At 57.0% G+C, this 26001-nt stretch carries 20 protein-coding genes and 3 pseudogenes; 9 read left to right on the top strand and 14 right to left on the bottom strand.

The genetic code is table 11. The features are described from left to right. Positions 1–22 precede the first annotated feature (22 nt). Positions 23–4855 (bottom strand): M10 family metallopeptidase C-terminal domain-containing protein, encoded by a 4833-nt coding sequence (locus V476_RS04300; RefSeq protein WP_024961437.1) that lies wholly within the window; start codon positions 4853–4855, stop codon positions 23–25. A gap of 267 nt (positions 4856–5122) precedes the next feature. On the opposite strand from V476_RS04300, the pseudogene V476_RS04290 reads away from it, so the two are divergent. Then, positions 5123–6000: pseudogene (locus V476_RS04290) on the top strand (carboxylate/amino acid/amine transporter). A 1-nt stretch (position 6001) separates the two neighbouring features. On the opposite strand, the gene V476_RS04285 reads toward V476_RS04290, so the two are convergent. Both V476_RS04285 and V476_RS04280 read right to left on the bottom strand, forming a co-directional pair. Beyond that, complete coding sequence (locus V476_RS04285) at positions 6002–6736, bottom strand: SDR family NAD(P)-dependent oxidoreductase (protein ID WP_003314465.1); 735 nt, start codon at positions 6734–6736, stop codon at positions 6002–6004. 78 nt (positions 6737–6814) lie between these two features. Then, on the bottom strand, positions 6815–7360 hold the full coding sequence (locus tag V476_RS04280; protein ID WP_024961439.1) for a BRO-N domain-containing protein: 546 nt from the start codon (positions 7358–7360) through the stop codon (positions 6815–6817). A gap of 453 nt (positions 7361–7813) precedes the next feature. On the opposite strand from V476_RS04280, the gene V476_RS04275 reads away from it, so the two are divergent. Beyond that, positions 7814–8389, top strand: a complete 576-nt coding sequence (locus V476_RS04275; RefSeq protein ID WP_024961440.1) for a DUF1349 domain-containing protein — start codon at positions 7814–7816, stop codon at positions 8387–8389. A 56-nt stretch (positions 8390–8445) separates the two neighbouring features. Here the strand turns inward: V476_RS04275 and V476_RS04270 are convergent, their stop codons facing one another. From V476_RS04270 to V476_RS04260, 3 genes are all read right to left on the bottom strand, one after another. After that, entirely contained in the window at positions 8446–8883 is a 438-nt protein-coding gene (locus tag V476_RS04270) for a DUF3757 domain-containing protein (RefSeq protein ID WP_024961441.1), read from the bottom strand. A 473-nt stretch (positions 8884–9356) separates the two neighbouring features. Beyond that, positions 9357–9740 carry an MFS transporter gene (locus tag V476_RS04265; protein ID WP_024961442.1) on the bottom strand — a complete coding sequence of 128 codons (384 nt, stop codon included), beginning with the start codon at positions 9738–9740 and terminating at the stop codon, positions 9357–9359. A gap of 45 nt (positions 9741–9785) precedes the next feature. Beyond that, positions 9786–10787 carry an AraC family transcriptional regulator gene (locus V476_RS04260; RefSeq protein ID WP_024961443.1) on the bottom strand — a complete coding sequence of 334 codons (1002 nt, stop codon included), beginning with the start codon at positions 10785–10787 and terminating at the stop codon, positions 9786–9788. 91 nt (positions 10788–10878) lie between these two features. On the opposite strand from V476_RS04260, the gene V476_RS04255 reads away from it, so the two are divergent. After that, on the top strand, positions 10879–11922 hold the full coding sequence (locus V476_RS04255; protein WP_235810953.1) for an SDR family NAD(P)-dependent oxidoreductase: 1044 nt from the start codon (positions 10879–10881) through the stop codon (positions 11920–11922). Positions 11923–11980: 58 nt separating this feature from the next. Further along, positions 11981–12277 (top strand): YciI family protein, encoded by a 297-nt coding sequence (locus tag V476_RS04250; protein WP_003314475.1) that lies wholly within the window; start codon positions 11981–11983, stop codon positions 12275–12277. A 368-nt stretch (positions 12278–12645) separates the two neighbouring features. On the opposite strand, the gene V476_RS04245 is transcribed toward V476_RS04250, so the two are convergent. The 4 genes from V476_RS04245 to V476_RS04235 form a co-directional block, all read right to left on the bottom strand. Further along, positions 12646–14766 carry an alpha/beta hydrolase domain-containing protein gene (locus tag V476_RS04245; RefSeq protein WP_024961445.1) on the bottom strand — a complete coding sequence of 707 codons (2121 nt, stop codon included), beginning with the start codon at positions 14764–14766 and terminating at the stop codon, positions 12646–12648. Positions 14767–15041: 275 nt separating this feature from the next. Next, positions 15042–15323: a type II toxin-antitoxin system RelE/ParE family toxin gene (locus V476_RS26635; RefSeq protein WP_003319672.1), complete on the bottom strand. Its 282-nt coding sequence runs from the start codon at positions 15321–15323 to the stop codon at positions 15042–15044. Beyond that, the gene (gene relB, locus V476_RS04240) at positions 15313–15504 is read right to left on the bottom strand and encodes a type II toxin-antitoxin system RelB family antitoxin (protein ID WP_003319671.1); all 192 of its coding nucleotides are present in this window, start codon (positions 15502–15504) and stop codon (positions 15313–15315) included. Before relB ends, V476_RS26635 begins: the two co-directional genes overlap by 11 nt. Before the next feature lie 62 nt (positions 15505–15566). Next, on the bottom strand, positions 15567–16877 hold the full coding sequence (locus V476_RS04235) for a mechanosensitive ion channel family protein (RefSeq protein ID WP_032633502.1): 1311 nt from the start codon (positions 16875–16877) through the stop codon (positions 15567–15569). 159 nt (positions 16878–17036) lie between these two features. Here V476_RS04235 and V476_RS04230 point away from each other — a divergent pair, with 159 nt between their 5' ends. Both V476_RS04230 and V476_RS28800 read left to right on the top strand, forming a co-directional pair. Further along, positions 17037–18149, top strand: coding sequence for an XAC2610-related protein (locus tag V476_RS04230; protein ID WP_024961447.1), 1113 nt, complete (start codon positions 17037–17039; stop codon positions 18147–18149). A 262-nt stretch (positions 18150–18411) separates the two neighbouring features. Beyond that, positions 18412–18531: pseudogene (locus V476_RS28800) on the top strand (IS3 family transposase); the annotation flags it as partial. Between the two features lie 126 nt (positions 18532–18657). Here the strand turns inward: V476_RS28800 and xopAF are convergent. Together xopAF and V476_RS04220 are read right to left on the bottom strand one after the other, a co-directional pair. After that, positions 18658–19299 (bottom strand): XopAF/AvrXv3 family type III secretion system effector, encoded by a 642-nt coding sequence (gene xopAF / locus V476_RS28795; protein ID WP_308457697.1) that lies wholly within the window; start codon positions 19297–19299, stop codon positions 18658–18660. 577 nt (positions 19300–19876) lie between these two features. After that, positions 19877–20426, bottom strand: a pseudogene (locus V476_RS04220) (mechanosensitive ion channel family protein); the annotation flags it as partial. A gap of 339 nt (positions 20427–20765) precedes the next feature. Between V476_RS04220 and V476_RS27955 the strand changes: the two are divergent. Continuing rightward, positions 20766–21680 (top strand): hypothetical protein, encoded by a 915-nt coding sequence (locus V476_RS27955; protein ID WP_146050739.1) that lies wholly within the window; start codon positions 20766–20768, stop codon positions 21678–21680. A 74-nt stretch (positions 21681–21754) separates the two neighbouring features. On the opposite strand, the gene V476_RS04210 is transcribed toward V476_RS27955, so the two are convergent. Beyond that, positions 21755–22648: a LysR family transcriptional regulator gene (locus V476_RS04210; RefSeq protein ID WP_024961148.1), complete on the bottom strand. Its 894-nt coding sequence runs from the start codon at positions 22646–22648 to the stop codon at positions 21755–21757. A gap of 105 nt (positions 22649–22753) precedes the next feature. Here V476_RS04210 and V476_RS04205 point away from each other — a divergent pair, with 105 nt between their 5' ends. Together V476_RS04205 and V476_RS04200 are read left to right on the top strand one after the other, a co-directional pair. Next, the gene (locus V476_RS04205; protein ID WP_024961147.1) at positions 22754–24016 is read left to right on the top strand and encodes an MFS transporter; all 1263 of its coding nucleotides are present in this window, start codon (positions 22754–22756) and stop codon (positions 24014–24016) included. Beyond that, positions 24013–25041 carry an alpha/beta hydrolase gene (locus tag V476_RS04200; RefSeq protein WP_024961146.1) on the top strand — a complete coding sequence of 343 codons (1029 nt, stop codon included), beginning with the start codon at positions 24013–24015 and terminating at the stop codon, positions 25039–25041. The genes V476_RS04205 and V476_RS04200 overlap by 4 nt, the downstream gene beginning before the upstream one ends. Positions 25042–25123: 82 nt before the next feature. On the opposite strand, the gene V476_RS04195 is transcribed toward V476_RS04200, so the two are convergent. Then, the gene (locus V476_RS04195) at positions 25124–25924 is read right to left on the bottom strand and encodes an NAD(P)H-dependent oxidoreductase (protein ID WP_024961145.1); all 801 of its coding nucleotides are present in this window, start codon (positions 25922–25924) and stop codon (positions 25124–25126) included. Positions 25925–26001: the final 77 nt, after the last annotated feature.

Genomic DNA, 26001 nt, shown 5'->3' with positions numbered 1-26001 from the left:
TGAGTTATGTGCTTTGGGACGATCAGACAATGATGTCGGCGGCCTGCAGCGTCTGCACGCCCGTGAGCTGGATTTCGAAGTCCGCGCCGACGTTGTCATCGATGTTGCCGTACAGCACGCCATCGGCAAAACGCAGTTCACCGCTGTTGTGGGCGCTGAACGCGGCGTTGCCGATGAACACGAAGGCATCATGGCTATCGGTCAGCGGGCGGGCATCGAAGCCGGAGAAGTCCAGCTTGTCGCCTTCGACTGTCTTGAAGCCATTGATGATGTCGCGCAGTCCGCCCAGGCCCGTATCGCTGATGCCGTTGAACACGTAGTGGTCTGCGCCGGTGCCGCCGATCAGCGTGTCAGCGCCTGATCCGCCGATCAGCACGTCGTCGCCCGCGCCCCCGGACAAGGTGTCATTGCCAGCGCCTCCACTCAGGGTGTTGGCGTTCTTGTTGCCGGTCAAGGTGTCGGCAAACTGGCTGCCGATCAGGTTTTCAGTGCCCTTCAGTGTGTCCAGGCCCGAACCGCCGGTGGCTTGCTGAGCGCTGGTGTTCAGCGCAACGGTGACGCCGGCAGTGGTGAACAGATACGACACGGTGTCATTGCCGTCACGCCCGTCCATGACGTTGTCGCCAGCGCCCGCATAAATCAGGTTATCCAGAGCATTGCCGGTGGCATTGGCGGCCCCGGTGCTGTTGATGACGATGTTTTCCAGATTGGCCCCCAGCGTGTAGCTGGCCAGCGAGCTGTACACCGTATCCACGCCGCCCACTTTTGCATCGGCATTGGTCTCGACCACCCGGTCGGCGGCATCGTCGACATAATAACTGTCCGACCCATCGCCGCCGGTCAGCATGTCGGCACCTGCAGCGCCGTCGAGAATGTTGTTGCTGGCATTGCCGATGATGACGTTCTTCACGGCGTTGCCGGTGCCATTGATGGCAGACACGCCGGTAAGCACCAGGTTTTCCAGGTTGGCGCCCAGCGTCCAGCTGACAGACGACACCACGGTGTCCACCTGCGAGGGCGAGTCGTTGCTTTCGGTGACGGTATCGAAGGCGTTGTCGACTACGTAGATATCGTTGCCATCGCCGCCGCTCATGTCGTCTGCGCCCTGATCGCCGTCCAGCGTGTCATTGCCGGAACTGCCGACCAGCGTGTCGTCGTCACTGGTGCCGAAGATGTGGCCGCCTTCGTTTTGGCCACTCTCGAAAATGGCCGCCGGGTCGTTGTTGTCAGCGGCGTTGCCATGAAAGCCCAGGTCATCGGCGATGAAATCGGCCAGACGCTGGCCGACGATCTCGGCGGACTCTTCATGCAAGTGCCAGACGTCATCGGGGTAAACCAGCGGGTTGACCTCGTAACGCAGGGGCAGGTCGGTGTAGTCAACCGCCAGCTTGACGTCGGCGCGCTCGGTGGCAATAGCTTCCTGAACGCTTCTGACGTACCCGGTGCCTTCGACAATGGCGTTGATCTTTTCTTCGGTGTAACCGCGCGCCTTGGCGGCGTCGGCCTGGTAGTGCCCGGTTTCGGCGATGTACACGGTGAAATCGCCGATCTGCGCGTGCAAGTAGTCGAACACTTTCAGGGTCGAGGCCTTGTACAGCTCGGCTGCTGCCTGCTTGTCAGTGGCGCGGGCGATTTCCTGAGCGGCTTCTTCGCCCTGACCCCAGATGATCCCGGTGGTCACTTTGTCGATGGCGGTCAGCGACGCCAGTTGCGACTTGAGCAACTCGGTGGCGCGCAACAGCGCAGGGCCCGGCTCATCGGTGTCGACGAGCCACCAGGAAACACGCTGTTCATCCTGAGTGCCGGTCGAGTAGCCGACCACGGTGCTGCCGCCCACGGCGAGGTCGATGCCATCACCATTGGCGTCGGTGAACTGGCTGCGCACGTCGTAATCGGTGTAGCGGGTCAGGTCCTTGACCATTTCCGAGGTGCCGGACTGGTTATCGTCTTCAGTCATGCGCAGCAGGCGCGCATTGGACTGGCCCAGCGTCGGCAGGTAGAGAATCTCCTGCGCCTCGCGCTGGCCAAAGACGAAGTCCGCGTCGGTCAGGGTGTCGATCAGGTTGCCGCTCAGCGCGATTTCGAAGCGATTGCCGTCGGCATCCGCCGTGGCGGACTTGATGTAGGTCTTGTCGCCCGTCTCGTTGAGGGTCATGTACAGCGTGTGATCCTCGCCGTTGCCCAGCCCCAGAAAGCCCAAGGCGGAGACGTCTATCTTGTCCTGGCCGGGGGTGAAGTCATAGATCGTGTCGGTGGCGGTCAGTCCGCCAGCGTCATAATCGCGGTAGCTGTCGGTCAGTGCGCTGTAGACGAACGTGTCGCCATCGGCGCCACCGTACAGGGCATCGCGTCCTGCGCCACCGTTGATGATGTCGGCGCCGCTATCGCCACGCAGCGTGTCATCACCGCCCAGGCCCAGAATCGTGTCGTTGCCTTCGGTGCCGTACAGTGCCTCGGCGTTCTCGGTGCCGGTGAGGATCCCCGGTGTCACGTTGCCCACATTGATGGCAAAACTGTCGGCCACCGAAGCACCGGTCGCGTCGCTCGCGGTCAGCAATACCGAGTAAAGCCCCGATGCCGTGCCGCCCGGTGTGCCGCTGAAGGTCAGGGTCTTGCTGTCGAACTTCAACCAGTCGGGCAGGGCGCTGTTATCGGCCAGGGTGGCGCTGTAGGTCAGCGTGTTGCTGTCCGGGTCGCTGAAGCTGCCGGGCTGCACGGCGTAGGAGAACGCCTTCAGCTCGGTGATGTTCTGGTCCATCAGCGGCGTATTGAGCACTGGCGCCTGATTGGCGGCGGCTGCGGTGGAGAAGAGGAAGTTGGACGCACTCAGTTTGTCGGCCAGATTGCCTTGCAAGGCGATCTCGAAGCGATTGCCTGTGCTGTCGACCGCATCGGTCTTGATGTAGGTCTTGCTGCCGTCGGCATTGACGGACAGGTAGATGGTGTTGGCGCTGCCGTCGCCCAGGCCGCGCAGGCCGATGCTGGACAGGTCGATGCGGTCTTCGGCCGGGTTGAAGTCGGTAATCGTGTCGCTCTGCTTGGTGCCGCTGGCGGTGTAATTGCGATAGCTGTCCAGGCGCGAGTTGTAGATGAACAGGTCCGCGCCTGCGCCACCGGTCAGGGTGTCGGCATCGGCTCCGCCAGTGATCGTGTCGGCGCCCGCGCCGCCATCGATACGGTCCGTGCCGGCATTGCCGTTGAGCACGTCATTGCCGTCGGTGCCGGTGAGGGTATCGCCGCCCGCCGTGCCTTCCACGACATGCTGAAAGATGAAGTGGCTGGCATTGAGCGTGTCTTTCAGGTTGCCGCTCAAGCCCAGCTCGAAGCGGTTGCCGCTGGCATCGGCGTCGAGTGATTTGATGTAGGTGCGGTCCAGTGTGGCGTTGTAGCTGATGTTCAGCGTACCGCCCTTGCCGCTGCCCAGCCCGGTGAAGCCCAGGTTGGTCAGGTCGATGCGGTCCTGGCTGATGTCGAAGTCGGTGACCAGGTCGGTGGAACTGGTGGTCGCCGTGCGGTAGCTGTCGGTCAACTGATCGAAGCGAAAGGTGTCGGCCCCCGCGCCGCCGGTGAGCTTGTCGGCCCCGGCACCGCCGACCAGGATGTCGTCACCCGAACCGCCGTTCAGGGTGTCCTTGCCCGCCAGACCGAAGATCTGCTCGTGGGCTGCGCCACCAGTAATGACGTCGTTGCCCTCGGTGCCATTGACGGTCACCAGCGGGAACGCATCACCTGCAAAGCTGCCATCGCCATACACCAGGGTCAGCCCCTTGCTGGTGTGGCTGATGGTGTTGCCGACGATGCTGTTGCGGTCGGTGCCGTCTTCGTTGCGCTCGGCGACGCCGTAGGTGGAGTTGTCACTGCCGGTGATCGTGTTGCCACGGATCAGGTTGTCGCTGCCGCTGAAGAACTTGCCGGACACGCCTGTGGTGTCGTCGTAGGACTGAATGATGATTTCCGGAACCGGCGAGCCCAGGGAGTTGTTGCTCAGGGTGTTATCGAAGATATCCACCCCGGAACTGCCATAAATGCGCACGCCGGCGTTGCCATTGTCGTGGATGTCCACGCCGCTCACCGAGACCTGGCTGGACAGCTTGATCAGTACGCCTTCTGCCGCGTTGCCATATACCGCGCCGCCGGTGATGGTGATGTTGGCGGGCGAGGGGATGTTCTCGCTGCCGCGCTGCACCACGATGCCGGTGCTGCCATTGCCATAGGCAACGTTGTTGCTCAGGGTGAAGTCGTGGGTGCTGGTGACCACGTTGAAGCCGTGGCGATCGTTGTCATAGGCGACGTTGTTTTCAAACACGCTGTCGCTCAGGTAATCGGCCACGAAGCCGTCCAGGCCGTTGCCATGCGACACGCTGTTCTTGATCACCATGTTGACGGTCTGCTCGTGCGGGTCGAAGCCGTAGCCCGAGCAATCCTTGATCTCGACGCTGTCGAGGGTGACATTCGAATCCTTGCCATCAGAGCCTGGAATGTAACCGTTGAACCAGCCGTCCACCTTGCCGGTGGTGGCGTCCCGATTACCGTCCAGCGTCAGGTTCTTCATGCCGAAGTCGTGGGTTTCTTCGCCATAGGCCGAGCGCACGATGCCGGTCACCTTGGTGTCGGAGCCATCCGCGAGCTTGATGATCGTCTCGCCCATGCCTGCGCCCGACAGGGTGACGTTGCTCTTGAGCATCAGGCAGCCATCCGAAGGCTCCTCGCCACCGGACACGACGTAGGTCCCGGCCCCCATCACCACTTCACCGCCGCCTGCCGCAGCGGCTGCGTCGATCGCGGCCTGAATGGCTGCCGTATCGTCAGTGACGCCGTCGCCCAGTGCTCCGAAGTCTTTTGTGTTGAATATCATGGTGTTACTCCAGGCGACGACGAATGTGGATGAATTAAGTCAATATTGCAGCGCCGGGATGATAAGACCTTTTACTGTGGAAAAGTTGCCGATATAGGCTATATTTTCGTCGAAACCGACGACATGTACGTCAATAATGCGGCTGTCATATTTGTGACGGGTAACGCGGAGCGCGGCGACGGCTTGGCGTCAAAAAGCGGCGGCCGTCGAGTGGACAGTGAGTGACGCAACCGCTATGGTCGCGCCCTTCAAAAATGGGGGGCGAGCATGGGTTATCTACTTTTCGTCACACTGATTCAGGCTTTTTCATTCAGCCTGATCGGTGTCTATCTGGCTGGGCACGTCGACAGTTATTTCGCGGTGCTGGTCCGCGTGGTGCTGGCCGGTCTGGTATTCATTCCGCTGACCCGCTGGCGTCAGGTCGAACCCCGCTTCATGCGCAGCATGCTGCTGATCGGCGCGCTGCAATTCGGCGTGACCTATGTCTGCCTGTACCTGAGTTTCAGGGTGCTGACGGTGCCGGAAGTGCTGCTGTTCACCATCCTCACGCCGCTACACGTGACGTTGATCGAAGATGCGCTGACCGACGCTTCAACCCTTGGGCATTGCTGGCGGCAGTGGTCGCGGTGCTGGGCGCTGGCGTGATACGTTACGATGGCCTGGACGGCGACTTCCTTGGCGGTTTCCTGCTGCTGCAACTGGCCAACTTCACCTACGCCGCCGGGCAGGTGCTGTACAAGCATCTGGTGGCGCGCTACCCGAGCGACCTGCCGCATTACCGACGCTTCGGCTACTTCTACCTCGGCGCACTGGCCGTGGTGCTGCCGGCGTTCCTGATGTTCGGCAACCCGCAACACCTGCCCGAGGCGCCGACCCAATGGATCGTGCTGCTATTCCTCGGTCTGTGTTCGACGGCGCTGGGCATGTACTGGTGGAATAAAGGCGCGTGCATGGTCAACGGCGGCACACTGGCGGTGATGAATAACCTGCATGTTCCGCTGGGGCTGTTGATCAATCTGCTGATCTGGAACCAGCATGAGGACTTCACCCGCCTGCTGATCGGCGGCGGGATGATCGTGGCGTCGGTGTGGATCAGTCGCCTGGGCGTGCGACGCGTGCCGGAGAGCGTTTCCGGCACACGTTGAGTCAGACGTGCTGGCCGCCGTTGACGTGAATCTCCGCACCGTTCACGTAGGACGCGCCAGCCGTACACAGGAAGTAGATCAGCGAGGCGACTTCCTCGGGCTTGCCCAGCCGGTGCATCGGCACCAGCCGCTCGACAATCTCGGCGGTGCCGGGTGACAGAATCGACGTATCGATTTCACCCGGCGCAATGGCATTTACCCGTATCCCGTGCGGGCCGAAATCGAAGGCCATTTCCCGTGTCAGCGCCGACAGTGCTGCCTTGGACGTGGCGTAGGCGACCCCCGCAAATGGGTGAACCTTAGAGCCGGCGATCGAGGTGACATTGATGATGCTGCCTTTGGCCGCCTTCAACTCGTCAAACAAACCCCGACCCAGCAGCGCGGTAGAGAACAGATTGACGTTGAACACCTTGATCCAGGTGCTGTAATCCGACTCCAGCACACCCATGCGCCCGCCGTCCTCGGTCTTCGGTGAAACGCCGGCATTGTTGACCAGCGCATCGAGCCGCCCGCCGAGCTTGTCCTTGATCGCCGCCATGCTCTCGCTGACGCTGTCGATATTTTCCAGGTCCAGGTGAATGTGGTTGAGCAGACCTTCAGCCCACGGGCAATCAGCTACCCAATTCTGCCGCGATGCGGTAAACACCTCCCAGCCAGCGGCATTGAAATGCTTGACCGTGGCATGACCGATACCCCGGCTTGCGCCAGTCAGCAAAAGCTTTTTCTTGTCGCTCATGAGTGCGTTCCGGTTTTTAGGGTGGATGCATCATGTTTTTTGGTGGGAAGGGTGTCAACGGGGTTCAGGCAGTACCGGTCAGGCGGCAGTGCGCATTGTGTTGATGCGCTTCAACACCCTGCGCCATAACGGCCGCTTTGGCCGGGGCGCTGCCTCGGCCACCACATTCGGCATGTCGCGCAAGCGAACCCAGGTTTCGCTGCGCCAGTGCAGCACGCTCAGCGATGTGCCCGGCCATTGCAGCTGGCTCATTCTGGGGTTATCCAGCGTGACGTTCTGTTGATCATGCAAGGTCGTCAGCACCTCATGCGTCAGCCACTGACGCAGCGCGCGGTTCTCCGGCACGTAATGATGAACCAGCAGCGCTAGCACGCCGGACTCGCTGATCATCAATTGCCGCTGGCACTCGCCATGAGCTTCCAGCCAGACCTCGCGACGCTGATCCGCATCGAGCTTGAGCGTGGCACGCTCATCCAGCGCCCTGCCCATCAGACGGGCAAGGTCGGCGAGGCAGAACCAGGCTTGAGATTCGGTAAAAATGGCGCGAAGGGTGCGGCGGTGGCGGAGGAAGAGGATGGCTTCGAAATGGGGGGTGTGGGTCACGCAGGGGGTTGCAGTGAACATGGGTGCAGCTCCTGGATATGAGACTGCCACAAGACGTCGCTAAACGAATGGGTGGCAGCTGTGCGAAGGTTAGCGAACCGGTATCCAGGAAACCGGCAGACCCGAAGGTCTCCGACGCACAGCCGCCATAGCACGTACTTCAAGTTTAGCTTGATGCAGTGTGTGGGGCGCTGACACGCCTGGATAGAACGGATCGCTAAATCCGGCCGCTGATTTGGCAGCGAACGGCGGGGAGGTTAGCGTGGCAGGGATGGGGTGGCAAGGGTGTGGACGTGGGTTTGGGACGTAGGAAATGTCGTTTTTCTTGGGTGGGTGAGGTGCTTGAGGTTTTAGGGTGTGGTCAGATATCTGTGTTATCGGTTGATTTTGATTGCTGGGAAGGTGTCCATGCATATGGAGTAGATGGGTCAGTAAACCCTTGATCACCCTCGACAACCCCACACAGGAGGCGACATGTTCGACAAAGGCATCTGGCTGAACCCACCCCGGCATTGCAGCGTGACGGACGAGCGTCTGACAGTCACCACGGACCCGCAAACCGATTTCTGGCAGCAGACGCACTACGGCTTCTGTCGCGACACCGGTCATTTTCTGGGTGTTTCGGTGACCGGTGATTTCACTGCGCAAGTGAATGTGCAGGGTGATTTCAAGACACTTTATGATCAAGCGGGCTTGATGGTCCGCATTGACGAGCGCAACTGGGTCAAAACCGGCGTTGAAGTCAGCGACGGAGCCCTGATGTTGGGCAGCGTTTTAACCTGCGGACAATCCGATTGGGCTACAGGTGCGTTTGATGATTCGTCATCCGGGCTCTGGCTGCGAGTCACCGTCGCCAAGGGCGTGCTGCGCATTCAGCACTCCAGCGACGGGCTGCGCTGGCCATTGCTGCGCCTGGCACCATTCCCCGTGAGTGAGTCTTATGCCGTAGGCCCAATGTGCTGCAGTCCGGAACGGGGAGGGCTGGAAGTGGTGTTCTCTCATTTCGAAGTCATGCCTGCATTGGGCAAGGATTTGCATGATCTGACGTGAGTGACTCTTCAGCGAGCCATTGCAGGCTCGCTGAAGAGCGAAAGGGTTATTTCGTGTTACTGAACGACAGTGAACTTGCAGTTTTCAGGTGATGTTTTTTCACACACGTTATAGACGAGACCAAAAGGCCCATCTTCTTTCTTCCAGGCATTGCCTGCAGTTTTTATAGTGAAATCCTTATTGTTTTTAGCGATGAAACGCATGTCCAGCGCCTCGCGTCCACCGATGCTGTAGGTGCAGTGTTGCAACATCTGAGGTGCGTCTGCACCCTCTTGAATAGCGATGGCCAGGTCAAAGGACTGCACAGGCATTTTCTTTGTCACAACGCCTTGCAGCACGCCGGTCCACTCGCCGGCATTGCCGCTCGCACGGTAAACACCGGGTGAGACCTGTTCGATCTTTGCGACAGCAGGGCAGTTTTCCGATGCTTGAGAGGCCAGGGACACACCCAGCAGGGAAGTAGCCATTGCGGCGCTGATCAGTAATTTTTTCATGATATTCCTTTGGTTGAGGATTTAATCTTTGATGTGTGGATAAGCGTACGTGCGGATTTTTGGCGTAGTTAGACGACGCGAGCTTTTTCCAAGTCCGCCGTTTAGTTACATATTTCCATCGGGTGCTTAACAGCAAATGTGTTGCGTATTGTCTCGTCATTAAAGAAGTCTGTATTTCAGTAATGACTTGATCATATGCAATGTAGGTCGGGCTATCTTAGGCGTTAGTCTGTTTACTGTCTGTGCCTTCAGGCCTTAATTGTTTGTAGGAAATGGCGCTGCTTATGTTCGGATAATGGGCTGGCAGAAGCCTGTCATCGCTGACTATTTTCTTTGCGGAACAACTCGACCGGCCAGTCGATAAGGTCCGTGATTTTGCTCTGGCGTGACGGATTGCCAGCTATGCCAACTGATGGGGATGTGATGGCAGGGTCCAGTCTTCCATAATCGCCACCGAACCCTTGTTGTCGTGATCAACTCGCATTACAGGCAATTGCGCCTTTACGCTTGGCGACATGAGACACGGTGAGCCAGCCGGATGCGATTGCCAGTAGCAGCGCGCACGTCGACAGCATGCCGCCAACCCAATTGGGTGCTGCGTAACCGAACCCTGCCGCTATCACCCAGCCACCTAGCCAGGCGCCGATTGCGTTGCCCAGGTTGAACAGGCCTATGTTGACGGAGGCGGCAAGGTTTGGTGCTCCGGCCGCACGAGCCTTGTCCATCACCAGCCGCTGAATGGGCGACACGCTGGCAAAACCGAAGCCAGCCATCAGCAATACACAAACGGCCGAGGCCAGCCGACTTTCTACCACAAAGAAAAATGCGAACAGTACCAGCGCCTGTCCCGCCCGCATTACCCTCATCAAACAATCAAAAACATAGACCGGTTTCGGCGCTTTCTATTCTTCTGAATGCGCAGTCGATGGATGACGGGAGTTATCCATTTCAGCCCTGACCTTGCGCGGTGTACTTCCTGTCCACGATTGAAAGGCGCGAGCAAATGAATTGGCGTCCTCGAATCCCAGAAGAAACGATATCTCGGCACTCGACATTGCGGTGCTGCGCAGATAGTGGCGTGCCAGTGATTCACGCAGAGTGTCCAGTGTCTGCTGAAACGTCGTCCCTTCATCCTGCAGCCTGCGCTGGAGGGTGCGGGTACTGACGCCCAGTTTGCGGCTGATTTCCTGCATCGATACCGCGCCTGCCGGTAAAGACTCAAGCAGTGCGCTACGTACCCGTTCGACCATTCCGGATGTCCTGTCCAGATCAGACAATCTTTGTCGCAGACCGGGCTCGAAGAACAACCACATTTTGTGATTTTCCGTCAGGAAAGGGCGCCCGACATCCGCCGCTGCAAATACCACGCTGGCCTGCGGCGCATGCGTTACGGCAACGCCGAAGTAGGCTTGGTAGGCTTCAAGGTCCGCGCCAAGCGTCGACGGTGATGGCCAGTTCACCTGTAACGGCTGCACGGCACTACGTGTCGCCAGCCGTGCCAGTTGAACAAAGAACACGAGCTTGAATGCTAAAAATACGGCGGGCGGTTCAGCGGCGTCTAAAAAGTCCATGGTGACGGTGGTGTGCGCTTTAGTCGGCACGACCCGAATGACCATGGGCGCGATAAGCCTCACATATTTGGCAATCCGGTCGAGCGCTCCGCTGAGATTGGCGCTGCACAGCGCGGCAAAAAGCTCTGGATCAAACCAGTCCGAGGACATGACCCGAGCGATTTGCAACGGCGCGGGGACTTCAGCATTTATGGACTTGGCTTCAGCTTCGATGGCCCTCCAAAGCATGAAGAAGTTTGCAGAGTCCAGTCGAACGTTCTGCCGCGTAAACAAGTCGCCCGGTAGCTGCGCGCGACGCAGAACGGGAGCTGTTGCCAGCCCTGCATCTTGCATTAATACCCGCCACCCTGGCCAAACCGAGTAGTCCAACGCTGAGCTGCGCTTACCAGTCATGGGAAATTCATTCACTCGAGGAAGGTGGGTTTTGAATATTCAGGGGCTCAGTTTAGGTCGCCAACCGCGCCACGACAATGGCGAATGGCGCCAGAAAAACTTTAGTAAAACTGGCGCGTTTCGAGGTCAGGTTGGCGCGTTAGGCGAGTGTCATTTGTTCATTGTGTGGGCAATGTATGCACTGTCTGAGGTGCTGAATGGCCAAAGCACTTTCGAGGACAAAACCGCATTTGCACCTCTCCTCTCACGTCAGGGTAGTCGTATGAAAAAGACAGTTTTAATTACAGGTGCTTCATCGGGCTTTGGGTTGATGCTTGCGACTCATCTTCATCAGCAAGGCTTTAACGTTGTGGGCACGAGTCGTTATCCAGAGCGGTATGCGAGCAGCGTTCCGTTCAAATTGCTGCGTCTGGATGTTGATGACGATGGCTCCATCCAGTCTTTTACTGAAGCGCTTTTTAAAAATATCACTACCTTGGATGTGTTGGTCAATAACGCGGGTTATATGGTCACCGGTCTTGCCGAGGAGACACCGATAGAAACAGGTCGTCAGCAGTTTGAAACAAACTTCTGGGGCACTGTCAAAGTGACGAACGCTGTCTTGCCCCACCTGCGGCAACAAAAAGCTGGGCAAATAATCACGGTCAGCTCTATGGTGGGGCTGATAGGGCCGCCTAACTTGTCTTACTACTCGGCATCCAAACATGCCGTGGAGGGCTACTTCAAGTCTTTGCGCTTTGAATTGAGTCAATTCAATATCCATGTCAGTGTGATTGAACCTGGTTGGTTCAAGACCAATCTGGGAGGCAATGCCATTTCCGTAGCGGGCAGCCAGATTGCTGACTACGATAATTACCGTAAAAAAGTAAACGTGGTTACCCAAAAAGGTATCGACGAGGCAGAATCACCTCAGGCCGTCGTGAACGCTATCGTCAACGTCATCGCTACAAAAAAACCGCCGTTTAGCCATCCAGTGGCAAAGATGGCCGGAATGATCTTATTCCTTCAGCGTTACCTGCCGAGCCTGTTTGAGAGCGCAATATTCAAAAGTATTGCATCAGGTAAAAAACTCTAGAATCGCCATAAAACTCTGTTTTTCGACTCCTATGCATTCAGGCAATGAGAATTAACTCATGAAATATTACCTTTGCAAATATATCCCGCCACGTGCAGATTTCCTGACAAGCATGACGGCTGACGAGCGTCAGTGGATGAGTCAACACGGCAGTTATCTGAATGAGCTGCTGGAGCAGGGATTGATCGTGGCCCACGGTCCGGTAATCGACCCTGCCGGAAGCTACGGTGTTTCGCTGTATCAAATCGAGGATGATCAGGATATCGCGGCGATTACCTCTCAAGACCCTATCGTAAAGAACGGGAGTGGATACTACGAACACTATGCAATGCTTCATTTGAAAACGCGTGGATGATTCGCCTGTGGCGGTGATGCCATCTGCTGATAGCGATGGCATCAGCTACTACTCACGCAGTTGACATCACGCTGCCGGTGGTTTGTATCCGGCAAGCATTTTCAACAAGTAAACACACCTTTATAATCCCAGCAGCACATCCTTGAGATACGCATACGGATCATGCCCACCCAGCCGCGCGGACTAGGTCAAGCTCATAATCGCCGCCGCCCGTTTCCCATTGCATAACGACCCTGCGAACAGCCTGTTTTTGCGATCGAGAGCCTAAAGCCGCAATGACGCGAGCTTCCGGGTATTTCTTGCCAGACCTGGCATGAAAGGCGGCAAGGATTAAGACAACTCTTTTTCGAAGGTATGATCACCCCTGCTCAAGGCCCTACACGCACACCTTTCTCCTGCGCCTCCTTCACAAGCCGCTCACGGTCTTCAGGAAGCAGCATCCGCGCTTCAACCAGCGAGTCTGCAGCTTTACTCACTGCAGACACATAATCCTCCTTCGTGGGGTAGCGTTCCTCCAGGGAAAGGCGAGGGTCTCCGGCCACGATTCGCTCTTTCTTCGTCGCGGCAAACGGGAGGAAGCTGCCTTGGAAGTTACAAAAGCCACCATCAAAAAACTCGGGGCGGAAGGTGTTCCAACCCGTGTGAGTCCCGATGGGAGCACCCAGATACACATCCCGAACGCCACCCACATCAATTCCGTCTGCATCCACTTGAGGTACCAAAAGGCCGTAACTGCCAACCCCCGATTTCGGCGGCTCGTTTGTGAGAATGCCAGAGCTGTTTTCGGGACGAAAACCAGGTCCAAAATCAAGAACTTGCAGGCTATTCACGGCACCGGTATAGCGGAGCTCGGGGCGCGAAACGCTACCGTAATTGGTCGCGGGGATGAGTGGGAAACTGACCCTGTCCGCCGGCACGAGGGTACCGTCCGCCACAGAAGGCTTCATCGAAGCGGGCGGTGCTGTATCATCACGAACCCAGCCAACGAGATTGATGAACGCTGCGCGCATTGTCCAGGTGTGTGGATTGGGATTTGATTGAACCTGGCAAAGGCCGAAAGGTGGGTTAGCCGGGAGTGGCAAAGACGGCGGGGCATGCTGCGTACTTGCCATAATAAAGGTGCGGACGTTTTCCGGTTCAGGTGCATCGCGCAAGCCGAGTGGATCGGTAAGGCCAAGCGACTGGCGTCCCTCCCAAAGTTCAAGGGCCGTTGCCATGTGGAATATCAGAGGGCAAGTGTTGTTATCGTTGCAGCGATCCAGCAAACCCTGCGAGCGTCCGGTAACAGGATCGGTTTCCCGGCCATAGGTAAACGGAAAATCGTAAGCAGGGGAGTCATGATCGACCTGCTGGCCCCACGCCCGACCAGGTTGAGCAAATCGGATGTTGAGCGGCATCAGGCCGCCTCCAATATGCGGCATCGCACCGTCATAGACCCGCTGACCTGCCTCGCTGCGGTTGAAACCCAGCGCGATCATGCTGCGGATGAATCGTCCGGCCTGTGATGAGCCAGTGATAATCGACTTGACCTTAGGCCCATGCACTACAGGGTTGGGCACACCGGTATCGTCATGCTCAGCCTGCTGGAAAAACGCACCAACATCCCGTGCGATCGCAAAACCAATACCCATTACCGCCGGCTCCTTGGCCCGGTAAATCAGCTCGTAAAGCTTACCGGGCTGAAAACCCGCGGGTAGGCATATCTGGGTTTCGTTCGGCGTATTGCAATCGCCAAACTTCCAGTCATTCACTGGAATTTCCTGTCGGGGCGCATTTGCCCGTGAACGCACCGTCAACGTCGGACGAAAGCCATTCGCGAGCACTTTGGTATTGTCGGTTTCAACCGATTTATAGCTGGTATGAGGCGGCGTGGAGGTGAACCAACCTGCGGACAGGTTAAGGCTGACGGTCGGTGAAAGCGTGGTCAACTCACTGCGCACCACACCTGTTACCGGCGCCCCATCAGTATTTATGGCCGTCGGCAATTGCACCATCATGCGGTTGTCGCCCGGGGCAACGTCCCCCTGCCAGGCAAACGCGATCAGCGTCGTACCCTGGCGCTGTAGAAAACCGTCCCCGGCGACTTCGAAGTTGTTGAACGCTGCTGGACTACCCTGCATATCAGCGTTGAACAATAACATCGCGCGCTTAGAGCCTCGATTTGGCACATCAAAGAGAAGAATATCATTCGATTTGGCCACGTCAGCGGGACGCAGGATTGCAACATCAGTCGTGTATTCAACCATCCCGCGCCCGTTACGGGGTGCAAGTTCGATGTCTTGAATAATCTTGTTTTCAGGCGCTCCTGGGTCTAATTCACCATGAGCGCGCGCAAAGACGCGTTCGTAAGCCCCTGTATTCCCGAAGCTTTCGCCTCCGAAAGCGGGTTCGGTCCGCAGGATCTCCAATTGTGTAATACGGGCTTGGGCGGGTGCTGCAACGATCATCATGGAGCTTGCAAACGCTGCAGCATGAAGTATGCGATTCATCTTTACCCCCAATTTGTCATTTTTTTATGGATGGCTTTTGATGCTCTGATGACGATGATTTGTACAGACCATAGGGCGTCAAGCATAGCCCGCAGCTAGCTCGGTTATCATGAATTCGTCAGCGTTCTGAGAGCACACATTACCAACTCCAGCATGGGTTGTTTTCTGCAAAGTCAGATGGCGGTTCGGTATTTCTGGACTGATTAGGTAGCTATTGCCGCAGAATCGATTGCCTTTTCTGATTCGACATAAGCACCAACACCTCAATCGAAGATCTACCCAGCGTCGGTAGGGTAGGCTTGCCTGGCGTGAAGTACAGCGAGAACTTCGATCCGATCTGTCACTTTGTAAACAACGAGATAATTAGGGTGGACAACGATTTCCCTTGTTCCAGGCACTCGCCCATGGCGATACAAGTAAGGATGTTGAGGTAGGGCTGAAGTGGCTACTTCTATTGCCATTCCCAGTTCGCTGGCTGCTCGTATATTTCTGTCTGCGATGTAGGAAAGTATTTGCTTCAGGTTCATTCGTGCTGCCGGCCGCCACTCAACTAGCATCTGACGGGGGCTGCTTAGACTCTAGAAGCGCACGCATCTCGGCCATGACCTGATCGTGTGAAATATTGGGTGCCGGATCATTGATTGACGCCTGGACCTGCGCACGAAACCACTTGTCGTAGCTGGCGGCCTGTTCCTCGGTTTCAAACTCCGACACGATTGGAGAAATTCGAGCGCTCATGATCAAGCTCCTGTTGGCGGTGGATCTATCTTAGGCCTTCAGTTACGCATTGTCTGCGCCGTTCAGCCTGAATGTTTTGTAGGAAACGGCTCTACCAACGGTGTAGCCCCCACCCGCGCCGACTCCCCCCTCAACCCCACCCGCATATCCGCCCCACTAGGCTGCTGATACAAACTCAACCCGAACTCCGGCATCACCGTAATCAGATAATCGAAAATATCCCCCTGTATCCGCTCGTAATCCACCCACACCGTGGTGCGGGTGAAGCAGTAGATTTCCAGCGGGATGCCCTGCGAGGTGGGTTCGAGCTGGCGAACCATGCAGGTCATGTTCGGGTTGATATCGACGTGGCTTTTCAGGTACGCCAGGGCGTAGGCGCGGAAGGTGCCGATGTTGGTCATGCGTCGGCGGTTGGCGGACATTTGTGCGACGTTGCCTTGTGCCTGGTTCCAGGCCAGCAATTCGGCCTGTTTGCGGCCGATGTAGTCGGTGAGCAGGTGGATTTGCATGAGTTGCTGTTCTTCATCGTCACGCACGAAGCGCACGCCGCTGGCGTCGATGAACAGGCTGCGCTTGATGCGCCGTCCGCCGGATTGCTGCATGCCGCGCCAGTTGCGGAACGACTCTGACATCAGGCGCCAGGTCGGGATGGAGACGATGGTTTTGTCGAAGTTCTGCACCTTGACGGTGTGCAGGGTGATGTCCACCACGTCGCCATCTGCGCCGACCTGCGGCATTTCGATCCAGTCGCCGACGCGCAGCATGTCGTTGCTGGTCAGCTGCACGCTGGCGACGAAGGAGAGCAGGGTATCTTTGTAGACCAACAGGATGACCGCCGACATGGCGCCGAGGCCGGACAGCAGTAGCAGGGGCGAACGGTCGATCAGGGTGGCGACGATGATGATCCCGGCGAAGACGTACAGGATCATCTTCGACAACTGCACGTAACCCTTGATGGAGCGCGTGCGGGCGTGTTCGGTGCGCGCGTAGATGTCCAGCAGGGCGTTGAGCAGGGCGCCGATGGCCAGGGTCATGAACAGGATGGTGAAGGCCATCGCCAGGTTGCCGATGACGTTTTTGCCTGTGGCGCTCAGCCCGGGGACCAGGTTCAGGCCGAATTGAATGACCAGCGACGGCACCATTTGCGCCAGGCGATGGAAAACCTTGTTGTGGCGAAAGTCGTTGATCCAGTGCAGCGATGCCTGACGGCCCAGCATCCTCACGGCATACAGCACCAGAAAGCGCGCCACGCGGCCAAGCACCAGTGCGGCGGTCAGCAACAGGATCAGCGCCAGCCCGGTACGTATCCACGGGTGCTGATCGAGCATGTCCCAGATTTCCTGGGTCCTGAGCCAAAGCGAGTGAATATCCATAAAAGCATCGGGCCCGTTGAGCGAGGAGGGGGGCGTGATTAGAACATTTACCGGGTCGGACGGGGCGGCCTGTGAGCACGAAGTGCACGATGGGCAATGATTTCAAATTGTATCAATTGCTGAAGTAAACTCATCGCTCATTATCAAAGGAGTCGCGTCTTGCACCTATCCATCGTTCAACGCTGTGCGTCACGTCTCGGGTTGCAGGCCTTGTGGGTACTGGTCGGCCTGGCCTCTTCGACACTGGTCAGTGCCGCCGGTGCGTTACCGACCTACGGTGAAATGGACGCAGCAGGGTTCGCGGGCTCGCCCCGGGAGAACTACGCCCTGCAGGACTTTTCCGATAAATACCGTGCGACGCTGGATATTTCCGCCAAGGACGATGTATTTCGTCCCGGCGTGATCAACGTGTACGACAAGGCCAGCGGTGCGGCCTTGATTCGCGTGCAGTCGGATGAACTGGTGCTCGGCACTGACCCGAAAACCGGCAAGGTCAAAACCAACGTGCACGAGTTGCCCTATGGCGAACAAAGCGTACTGATCTATCAGGATTTCAACTTCGATGGCATCAAGGATCTGGCCTTGATGGACGGGCAGAACAGCTGCTATCACGGCCCCTCGTATCAGGTATTTCTCGGCACGGCCGATGGTTTCCGGCACAGCGATTCGTTTACCCAACTGGCGCAAAACAACTGCGGCCTGTTCAGCGTGAATGAGAAAGCCCGCAAGATCGAGACCATGACCAAAGACGGTTGCTGCTGGCACCAGACGTCTACGTACAGCATCCGTAATGGCGAGCCGGTTCTGGAAACGCAGACGGTCCTTGACCACACCGGCGGGTCGGGACTGCCGACTGAAACAGTCAGTCGCAATCAGAATGGCAAGATGACGCACACCACCAGCATCGTCTGGGAGGAAGACCAGCAGCGTGAGATTCTCCTGTCATTCAGGCTCGCGCCGTCCGGCAAGCGCATTGTGTTGTTCCGTTCAGGGGACGCAAGCCCGGTCTTCTACGCGGCCGTGGACAGCAAGAATCAGGTCGGGCTGCTGTTTCCCCAGGCTGACGGTGAGCAACTGAAGTACGACGCTACCAGTCACGTATTGAGCTTCGTGCGCGGCGACACCGCTTACCGGATCTTGGGTGACGCAAAGGGTGCGCCCACCGCCATGCAAGTGGTGGTGCGTGGCAAAACCACCGAGCTGAAACTGCTGGCCGAACCCGCTCAAGGTTCGCTGAACAAGGTCGCGGATGCGTTGAAAGCCGCGCAGTAATCAGGCGGCGGGGCGCTAGCCCCGATACCTCACCGCCTCGACAAACGCACTGAACGCCGGCGACGCCTGTCGCCGGTTCGACTCAGATGCAGCTGCATCAGATCCGGGCCATGCCAATGCCAATCATGCTGCTACTGTATTTCGTATGCGAAACTTCATGAGATGCCAAATTCAGCTCTGGCTTGATATCAATCCGCCTTGTAGTGGTCTAATGATTCCGGACACTCATTTAGGCGAGAATATCGCCAGACAGGGGTGTCTGATGATCAAACAATGCCGTACCTTCTTCGCTGAATTCAAGCGCGAGGCCTCAACGCCAGAGCAGCAGAAAATCCAGGAACTGGAAGCCCGTATCGCCCGTCTTGAGCGGGAGAAATCCGTTTAAAAAAGGACACCTCGCTCTTGCTACTACGACCATTGCTTGCGATGTCGGGCTCCCCCCCAAGCGGGTTCGTCTACGGAACTGTTCAGGCAAAATCGAAGCGCTGCCGACAGCTGCAGTATCGTGTCATAAAGCGACCAAATGCTTTATGAATTGAGTCGAGTTGTCATTAAGAATAACGGCGCCAAGCAGTGTTTCAGATGTTCGGTTTGCACAAGTTTCGTCGAATTCAAGCGGGATTCCTTCAGCAGCAAGCAGGTTTTTCAATGCCTCCGCAGTGCTGACTGAGAAATCACCCTCTCTATTTCCTCCATGCAGGGCTGCGCGCATTGTTAGCCCCTGTTCCTTAATATCCCGCAGATAATCGCGCACGGACGCTAAAACTTGTTTTGGCATAAGGTCTTCGCGACGAAAAGGGAACAGATGGAATACGCGAACTTTCGCCCCCGGCCTACGTTCACCCGTACCGGCATCTACGTTTTCCGCCGCACACGCGACAGCAATGCACGCACTCATATTGTCTGTGATGACAGGCATATTTACCTGGCTCGTGCCGGCACTGTATAAATGCCGAGTCTCTCCATTATTGGGGACATTGTAGTTGAATCCGGCCACTTTGACAGTCGTGGTTCTGTCAATCTGGAAACTGTAATCCAGGCCTGTTTCAGAGTGATATACCTGCACCCAGGGAAGTGCGGATTGACTACGATCCTTTATTAAATTACCGCGATGCCGTCTTTCTGCTTGATAAGCTGCTAAAGAAACCATGCTAAGAGTATAATCTTCGCCGCACCGCGCGAGTTGAAAATGAGAAAATGTTGCAGGACGTTCGTCCACCTCGTCTGAGGCTCTATCGCTCGCACATGCCGTTTGATGACTAGAAGCAGGCCTGGCATTTGAAGGGTTTACAGGCACTTCCCAACGGTCGCTATCACTGTAGCTGTAGCTGCTGCCAGAATGTTTTGAAATACATAGTCCCATGACGGTTCTCTCTTCGATGTAGGATTAAGCGATAGGCGCGCAGCGACATAACCGAAAACTTAGTATGGTCATTGCCAGGCCCCACATGTCTAATGTATAGAATTCGCTAGTTTGCTTTCTGTTGGTTATGTGATGCTTGGATTTCGATTGCGACACTGCTCAATGTCGAGCGGGCGGCACACGTTTGAATGGTATGTTTGATCGTATGTGCTGAGCAGTTGGATACGTGCATGCGTGTAGCTCAAAAAAGAAAGCTACTGAGTGGCTAAAACTCTTCAGCGGTTCCATATCCCCAAATCACGATAGCTGGGAGCGGGGAGCGATGGAATCACTACCCCATTCCAAGAACCTTCAAATCCCAACCTCAACGCTCTCTCGTCCAGTCAGCTTTGGCTTGATTCACAGTCTCCCCCCTCAACCCCACCCGCATATCCGCCCCACTAGGCTGCTGATACAAATTCAACCCGAACTCCGGCATCACCGTAATCAGATAATCGAAAATATCCCCCTGTATCCGCTCGTAATCCACCCACACCGTGGTGCGGGTGAAGCAGTAGATTTCCAGCGGGATGCCCTGTGAGGTGGGTTCGAGCTGGCGAACCATGCAGGTCATGTTCGGGTTGATGTCGACGTGGCTTTTCAGGTACGCCAGGGCGTAGGCGCGGAAGGTGCCGATGTTGGTCATGCGGCGGCGGTTGGCGGACATTTGTGCGACGTTGCCTTGTGCCTGGTTCTATGCCAGCAATTCGGCCTGTTTACGGCCGATGTAGTCGGTGAGCAGGTGGATTTGCATGAGTTGCTGTTCTTCATCGTCACGCACGAAGCGCACGCCGCTGGCGTCGATGAACAGGCTACGCTTGATGCATGCCGCGCCAGTTGCGGAACGACTCTGACATCAGGCGCCAGCCCGGTACGTACCCACGGGTGCTGATCGAGCATGTCCCAGATTTCCTGGGTATTGAGCCAAAGCGAGTGAATATCCATAAAAGCATCGGGCCCGTTGAGCGAAGAGGGGGGCGTGATTAAAGCATTTACGGCTCAGAAGGAGCGACCCCCTCATGACAGAACACACAATAATCGCTGTAATGATGGTCGGTCAGAACTCTCTGGTCTCGCCAGTCTGTTTCGTGCTCCGCCAATACGTTAGAATTCAAAAAGAGAACAGGCATAGAGGCCTGTTCAATATCGCTAAGGGTTGAATTCCATGCTGATTGTCATGGAGGATAGAATAAATTTATATGGGGGTTTCACATATGCATGAACAAGCGTTATTGACAGAAAATCATCCAAGTCTTGGAAGTGTCGGTGCTTTAGTCGGAATAAACCAGATAGAAGAGTTATACAAGACATCTGCATCAGCCAATAACGCTGTTAAAGTGAAATGTGCTAACCCTTCATGTGGCGTCAAGGTAAGCATCGTTATACCAGACAAGGAAAAAGCAGGTAGAAAAATTTCACCCTCTGCTCACTTCAGGGGGCATCATCCTGAGGGGTGCGACAGACAGCCCCAACCCTCATCTACAACAACTACCAGCGCATCCTCGCAGCTAAAAGCGAATCCAGTGAAAAAAGATTTTCCGCAGGTTTGGGTAGATCCATCAAGTACAGCGGTGAACTCATCTGGAAGCTCGCTTGCTTCTGCAAACCAGGACCAACGGACAGGATCAGGAGTTGGCGGGCGCTCCAAGGCTGGCCTTGGTGCCAGTGAAGGTCGTTCAGAGATGGTAGAGAGGTTTGCCAAGGCGTGGTTGGAAATGACTGCTCAATCCAGAAGAATGAGTTCCTTGAAAGCGCCATGGAACCCGGAAGGCACCTACGATTCTGCTTTTTACTCGTTTGAGCTCAATAGCACTAAATTTCTTGGGAAAGTGGGCACTAAAATATTTACTGCTCCCGTCATTTTCGTAGATAAGGACGGGAAAGATTTTTATTTAGTTCTACAAGAGAAAACCCTCGGGCAAGCTCCGAAGGTTGTCGTGCTAACTTCAGAGGTTTTTGAGGTCGGAGCAGCGGGTCGTGCATTGCTAAATCAGCTGAATACTTTTGATCCTGACCAAAAAATCTACCTGTTTGTTTATGGTGCTTTTAAATATAACTCTGGTGCCAGTCGGTCGGAATTGGTGGTGAAGCACCCGCATTTTATTTATATTGATTTACCCACCTTATGAAGCGGCCTCAGCTTCTGATACGCCGCTGAGGTCGGTTGCCGACGAAATTGGTGGATCTGAGTGTAGCCTCCTGATTACCCCCGATACCTCACCGCCTCGACAAACGCACTGAACGCCGGCGACGCCTGTCGCCGGTTCGGGTAGTACAAGTGAAAGCCTTCGAAATACGGGCTCCAGTCGACCAGCACTTCTTTCAGGCGGCCGCTGGCGATGTGCGGTTCGGCCATGGAGTCCGGCACGTAGGCCAGGCCCACGCCGTCCAGTGCGGCGTTGAGCACATGGATCATGCTGTTCGACGTGAACTGCCCATTGACGCGTATGTTGAGCTTGCGGCTGCCCTTCTCGAACTCCCAGGCGTAGCAGCTGCCGTTCGGCGAGTGGCGGATGTTGATGCAGGTGTGTTGAGTCAGGTCCTGAGGCTGCAGCGGGACGGGATGTCGCTCGAAGTAGGCCGGCGCCCCGACCACTGACAAGCGCCAGTCAGGCCCCAGGCGCACGGCAATCATGTCCTTGCTGATGGATTCACCCAGACGGATGCCCGCATCGAAACGTTCGCTGACAATATTGGTGAAGCCGTAGTCGATGCAGATCTCGATCTGGATATCCGGGTACTGCGCCAGAAACCCCGCAAGCATAGGGCGGATGATGCCTTCTGCGGCGTCATCGGAGCAGGTAATGCGAATGGTGCCGGCGGGCTTGTCACGCAGCTCGCCCAACACTTCGACTTCTGCAGCAATCTGATCCAGCAGCGGCCCGATCGAGCGCATCAGCCGTTCGCCTGCTTCGGTCGGGGCTACGTTGCGGGTGGTTCTCGCCAGCAGGCGCAGGCCCATGCGCTCTTCAAGGCCGCGCAGGGTGTGGCTCAGGGCTGAAGGCGTAACGCCCAGCTTGGTGGCCGCCTTGGTAAAGCTCTGATCGCGTGCTACCTGCAGAAAGGCTTGCAGATCATTGAGTTTGGGTGTGCTCATTGCTGAATCCTCCTCACAAGCGCGTTTAAATTGTGGTGTCTAATCATCCTAATACCTTTGCCCTAACCTGTGCCGACTATTTTCAATATCGCCAGGTCAGGACGCATGCAAGCATTCGATTCAACGCTAAAGGGGGCTGAGACGACAGCACATCCGCCAGCCTGGGGCGCCGTGTTTTCGATGGCGCTGTGTGTGGTGGTGCTGATTGCGTCGGAGTTCATGCCGGTCAGCCTGCTGACACCCATCGCGCAGGATCTGGGCATCAGTCAGGGGCAGGCAGGGCAGGCGATTTCGATGTCCGGTTTTTTTGCCGTGTTGACCAGCCTGCTGAACACGCCACTGACCGGGCATCTGGATCGCAAGCCGGTGCTGCTGGGCTTCAGCCTGTTGCTGATGGTGTCTGGCGTGATCGTTACGCTGGCCTCCAACGGCTGGTTGTTCATGACAGGCCGTGCACTGCTCGGGATCGCCATTGGCGGCTTCTGGTCGATGTCGACCGCTACCGTTATGAAGCTGGTGCCGAAGCAATCGGTCGCCAAGGGCCTGGCATTGATCAACGGCGGCAATGCGCTGGCTGCAACGGTCGCCGCGCCATTGGGCAGTTTCATGGGCCAGTACATCGGCTGGCGTGGTGCGTTTTTCCTGGTCATCCCGCTTGCGGCGCTGGCGTTTGCCTGGCAGTGGCTGAGCCTGCCTGCCATGCGCAGCCAGCCGAACAACCGGGCACGCAATCCGTTCCGCCTGCTGCGTAACCCGCAAGTGGCCGTCGGCATGAGCGCGATCCTGTTGCTGTTCATGGGCCAGTTCGCCGTCTTCACCTACCTGCGCCCGTTTCTGGAAGAGATCACCGGGGTCAGCGTCAACACGTTGTCCCTGATGCTTTTGGCGCTGGGGGCCAGCGGGCTGGTCGGCACCTACCTGATCGGCAGGCTGCTGCACAAAGGCCTGTATGCCTGCCTGATCGTCATTCCGCTGCTGATGGCGGTGCTGGCCGTGGCGCTGACTGGTCTGGGTCATTCACCTCAGTCCGTCGCCATTGTGCTTGCCGTCTGGGGCCTGATTGCCACGCCGGCACCAGTCGCCTGGGGCCTCTGGTTGAGCCGCACGCTGCCCGACGATGCCGAGGCGGGCGGCGGCCTGATGGTGGCGACCATTCAATTGGCGATCACCGCCGGGGCCGGCATCGGCGGCGCGCTGTTTGACAGCCTTGGTTGGTGGAGCCCGTTCGCATTCGGTGGCGTGTTACTGGCGTGTTCGGCCGCGCTGGCCTGGACGGCACGCGACAACGCGTCCCTGCAGGAAAGCAACACCGGTCAGGGCGGGCGAGATAAACGCGGGTCAATTTCTCAACGAGGTAACACGCCATGAAAAAGATTCTTTTGATGCTTGGGCTTTTAATAAGCTCATACGCTGCGACAGGAGCAGACATGTCTCACGGTGCCGATAATTTCTACACAAGCGACAAGGTCGTTGCGCAAAAAGTGCTGTTCAACAACCAGTACAAGATGAAAGTCGCGGGCAATCTGTTTTTACCCAAAGGCTCGAACCCGAACGTTAAAGCTCCGGCCATCATCGTCGGCCATCCGATGGGGGCGGTGAAGGAGCAAAGTGCCAATCTGTACGCGCAGAAACTGGCCGAGCAGGGGTTTGTGACCTTGTCGCTGGATTTGTCGTTCTGGGGCGGGAGCGAAGGCCAGCCGCGTAACGCCGTTTCACCCGATCTCTACGCCGAAGACTTCAGTGCCGCAGTGGACTTCCTGGGCACTCAGACCTTCGTGGACAAAAAACGAATCGGCGTGCTGGGGATTTGCGGCAGTGGCAGCTTTGTCATCAGTGCCGCGAAGATCGACCCGCGCATGAAAGCCATTGCCACGGTGAGCATGTATGACATGGGCGCCGCCAACCGCAACGGCCTGAAACACTCGCAGACGCTGGCGCAGCGCAAGACGATCATTGAGCAGGCGGCATTGCAGCGCGACGTGGAATACAGCGGCGGCGACACCGCGTATACCAGCGGCACCGTACACAAACTGACTGAAAAATCCGGCCCGATCGAACGCGAGTTCTACGATTTCTATCGCACGCCACGGGGCGAGTTCACGCCCGAAGGCCAGTCCCCCGAGTTGACCACTCACCCGACGCTGACCAGCAACGTCAAGTTCATGAACTTCTATCCGTTCAACGACATCGCGACCATCTCGCCACGCCCTATGTTGTTCATCGCCGGTTCAAAGGCGCACTCTCTGGAGTTCAGCGAGGAAGCGTACAAACTGGCCGGCCAGCCCAAGCAACTGATCATCGTGCCGGAAGCCGGGCATGTGGATCTGTACGATCGGGTCGATCTGATCCCGTTCGACAAACTGGGCGAGTTCTTCAAGAACAACCTGAAGTAATCCGCCGGAAGGCAATACGTATGAAAAGGCCCTGCACAAGCAGGGTCTTTTCGTTATCTGTCAGAGACGGTTTCAAATCTGCCTAAAGATCCGCCGGCTCATCCTCATCGCGCAGGTGAATGTCCAGCCCCTGCCGACCCGGTGCAAGATCCGCTCGCAATTTCAGTGCCGGGATCTCGTAGTCGCCGTCGTTCTGCCTGCGAAAGGGCAAGGGCTCGAGGGTGAACAGGGTATCCAGGCGGTCGCCGTAGTCGGCGCAAATCCGCGCAAAGGTTGCGCTGTCCACTTTGCCTGCCCGGTACACAGGGAAGGGCGCGAGCACATCGAAGCCTGGATAGAACAGGATGCCGTGCTGGATAGGAAAGAGCACGTCGTTCAGCGCCCCGTTTACGCCCCGCTCGCTGTAGTGGGACTCCCAGCCGCCCATGGTCACCGTCAGCATGGCGCGCTTGCCTGCCAGCGTTCCTTCGCCGTATCGGTCACCCCAGTGCTGGTCGCTGTGCTCGCCCACGCCGTAGGCGAAACCACAGGCGTATACACGCTCTATCCAGCCTTTCATGATCGCAGGCATCGAAAACCACCAGAGCGGAAACTGGAATATGACGGCGTCTGCCCAGAGCAATCTGGCCTGTTCGGCCTCGATGTCCGGCGGCTGAATACCGGCGGCAAACACGCGTTGCGACTCAAGGGCAGGGTCAAAGCGGCGGTTGTTCTCAAGACCGGGTGCATCGTTGGCGTCGATGATCGCCTTCCAGCCCATCTGGTAAAGGTCGGACACCTGCACCTGATGGCCGTTGTTCTGCAGATGATCGACGGCGAAGTCTTTCAACGACCCGTTCAGCGAGCGCGGTTCTGGGTGGGCGTAGACAATAAGTACGTTCATGAAGGGCTCCGGTTTGTCTGTCATGAGGTAACGCTACAGACTCGATCGGGTATGCTGGAAATCAATCTCCCAAACAC

The organism is Pseudomonas syringae KCTC 12500 (assembly GCF_000507185.2).
Lineage (GTDB): Bacteria > Pseudomonadota > Gammaproteobacteria > Pseudomonadales > Pseudomonadaceae > Aquipseudomonas > Aquipseudomonas syringae.
The sequence above is the reverse complement of the archived record's forward strand: the minus strand, read 5'-3'. Positions and strand labels throughout refer to the sequence as shown.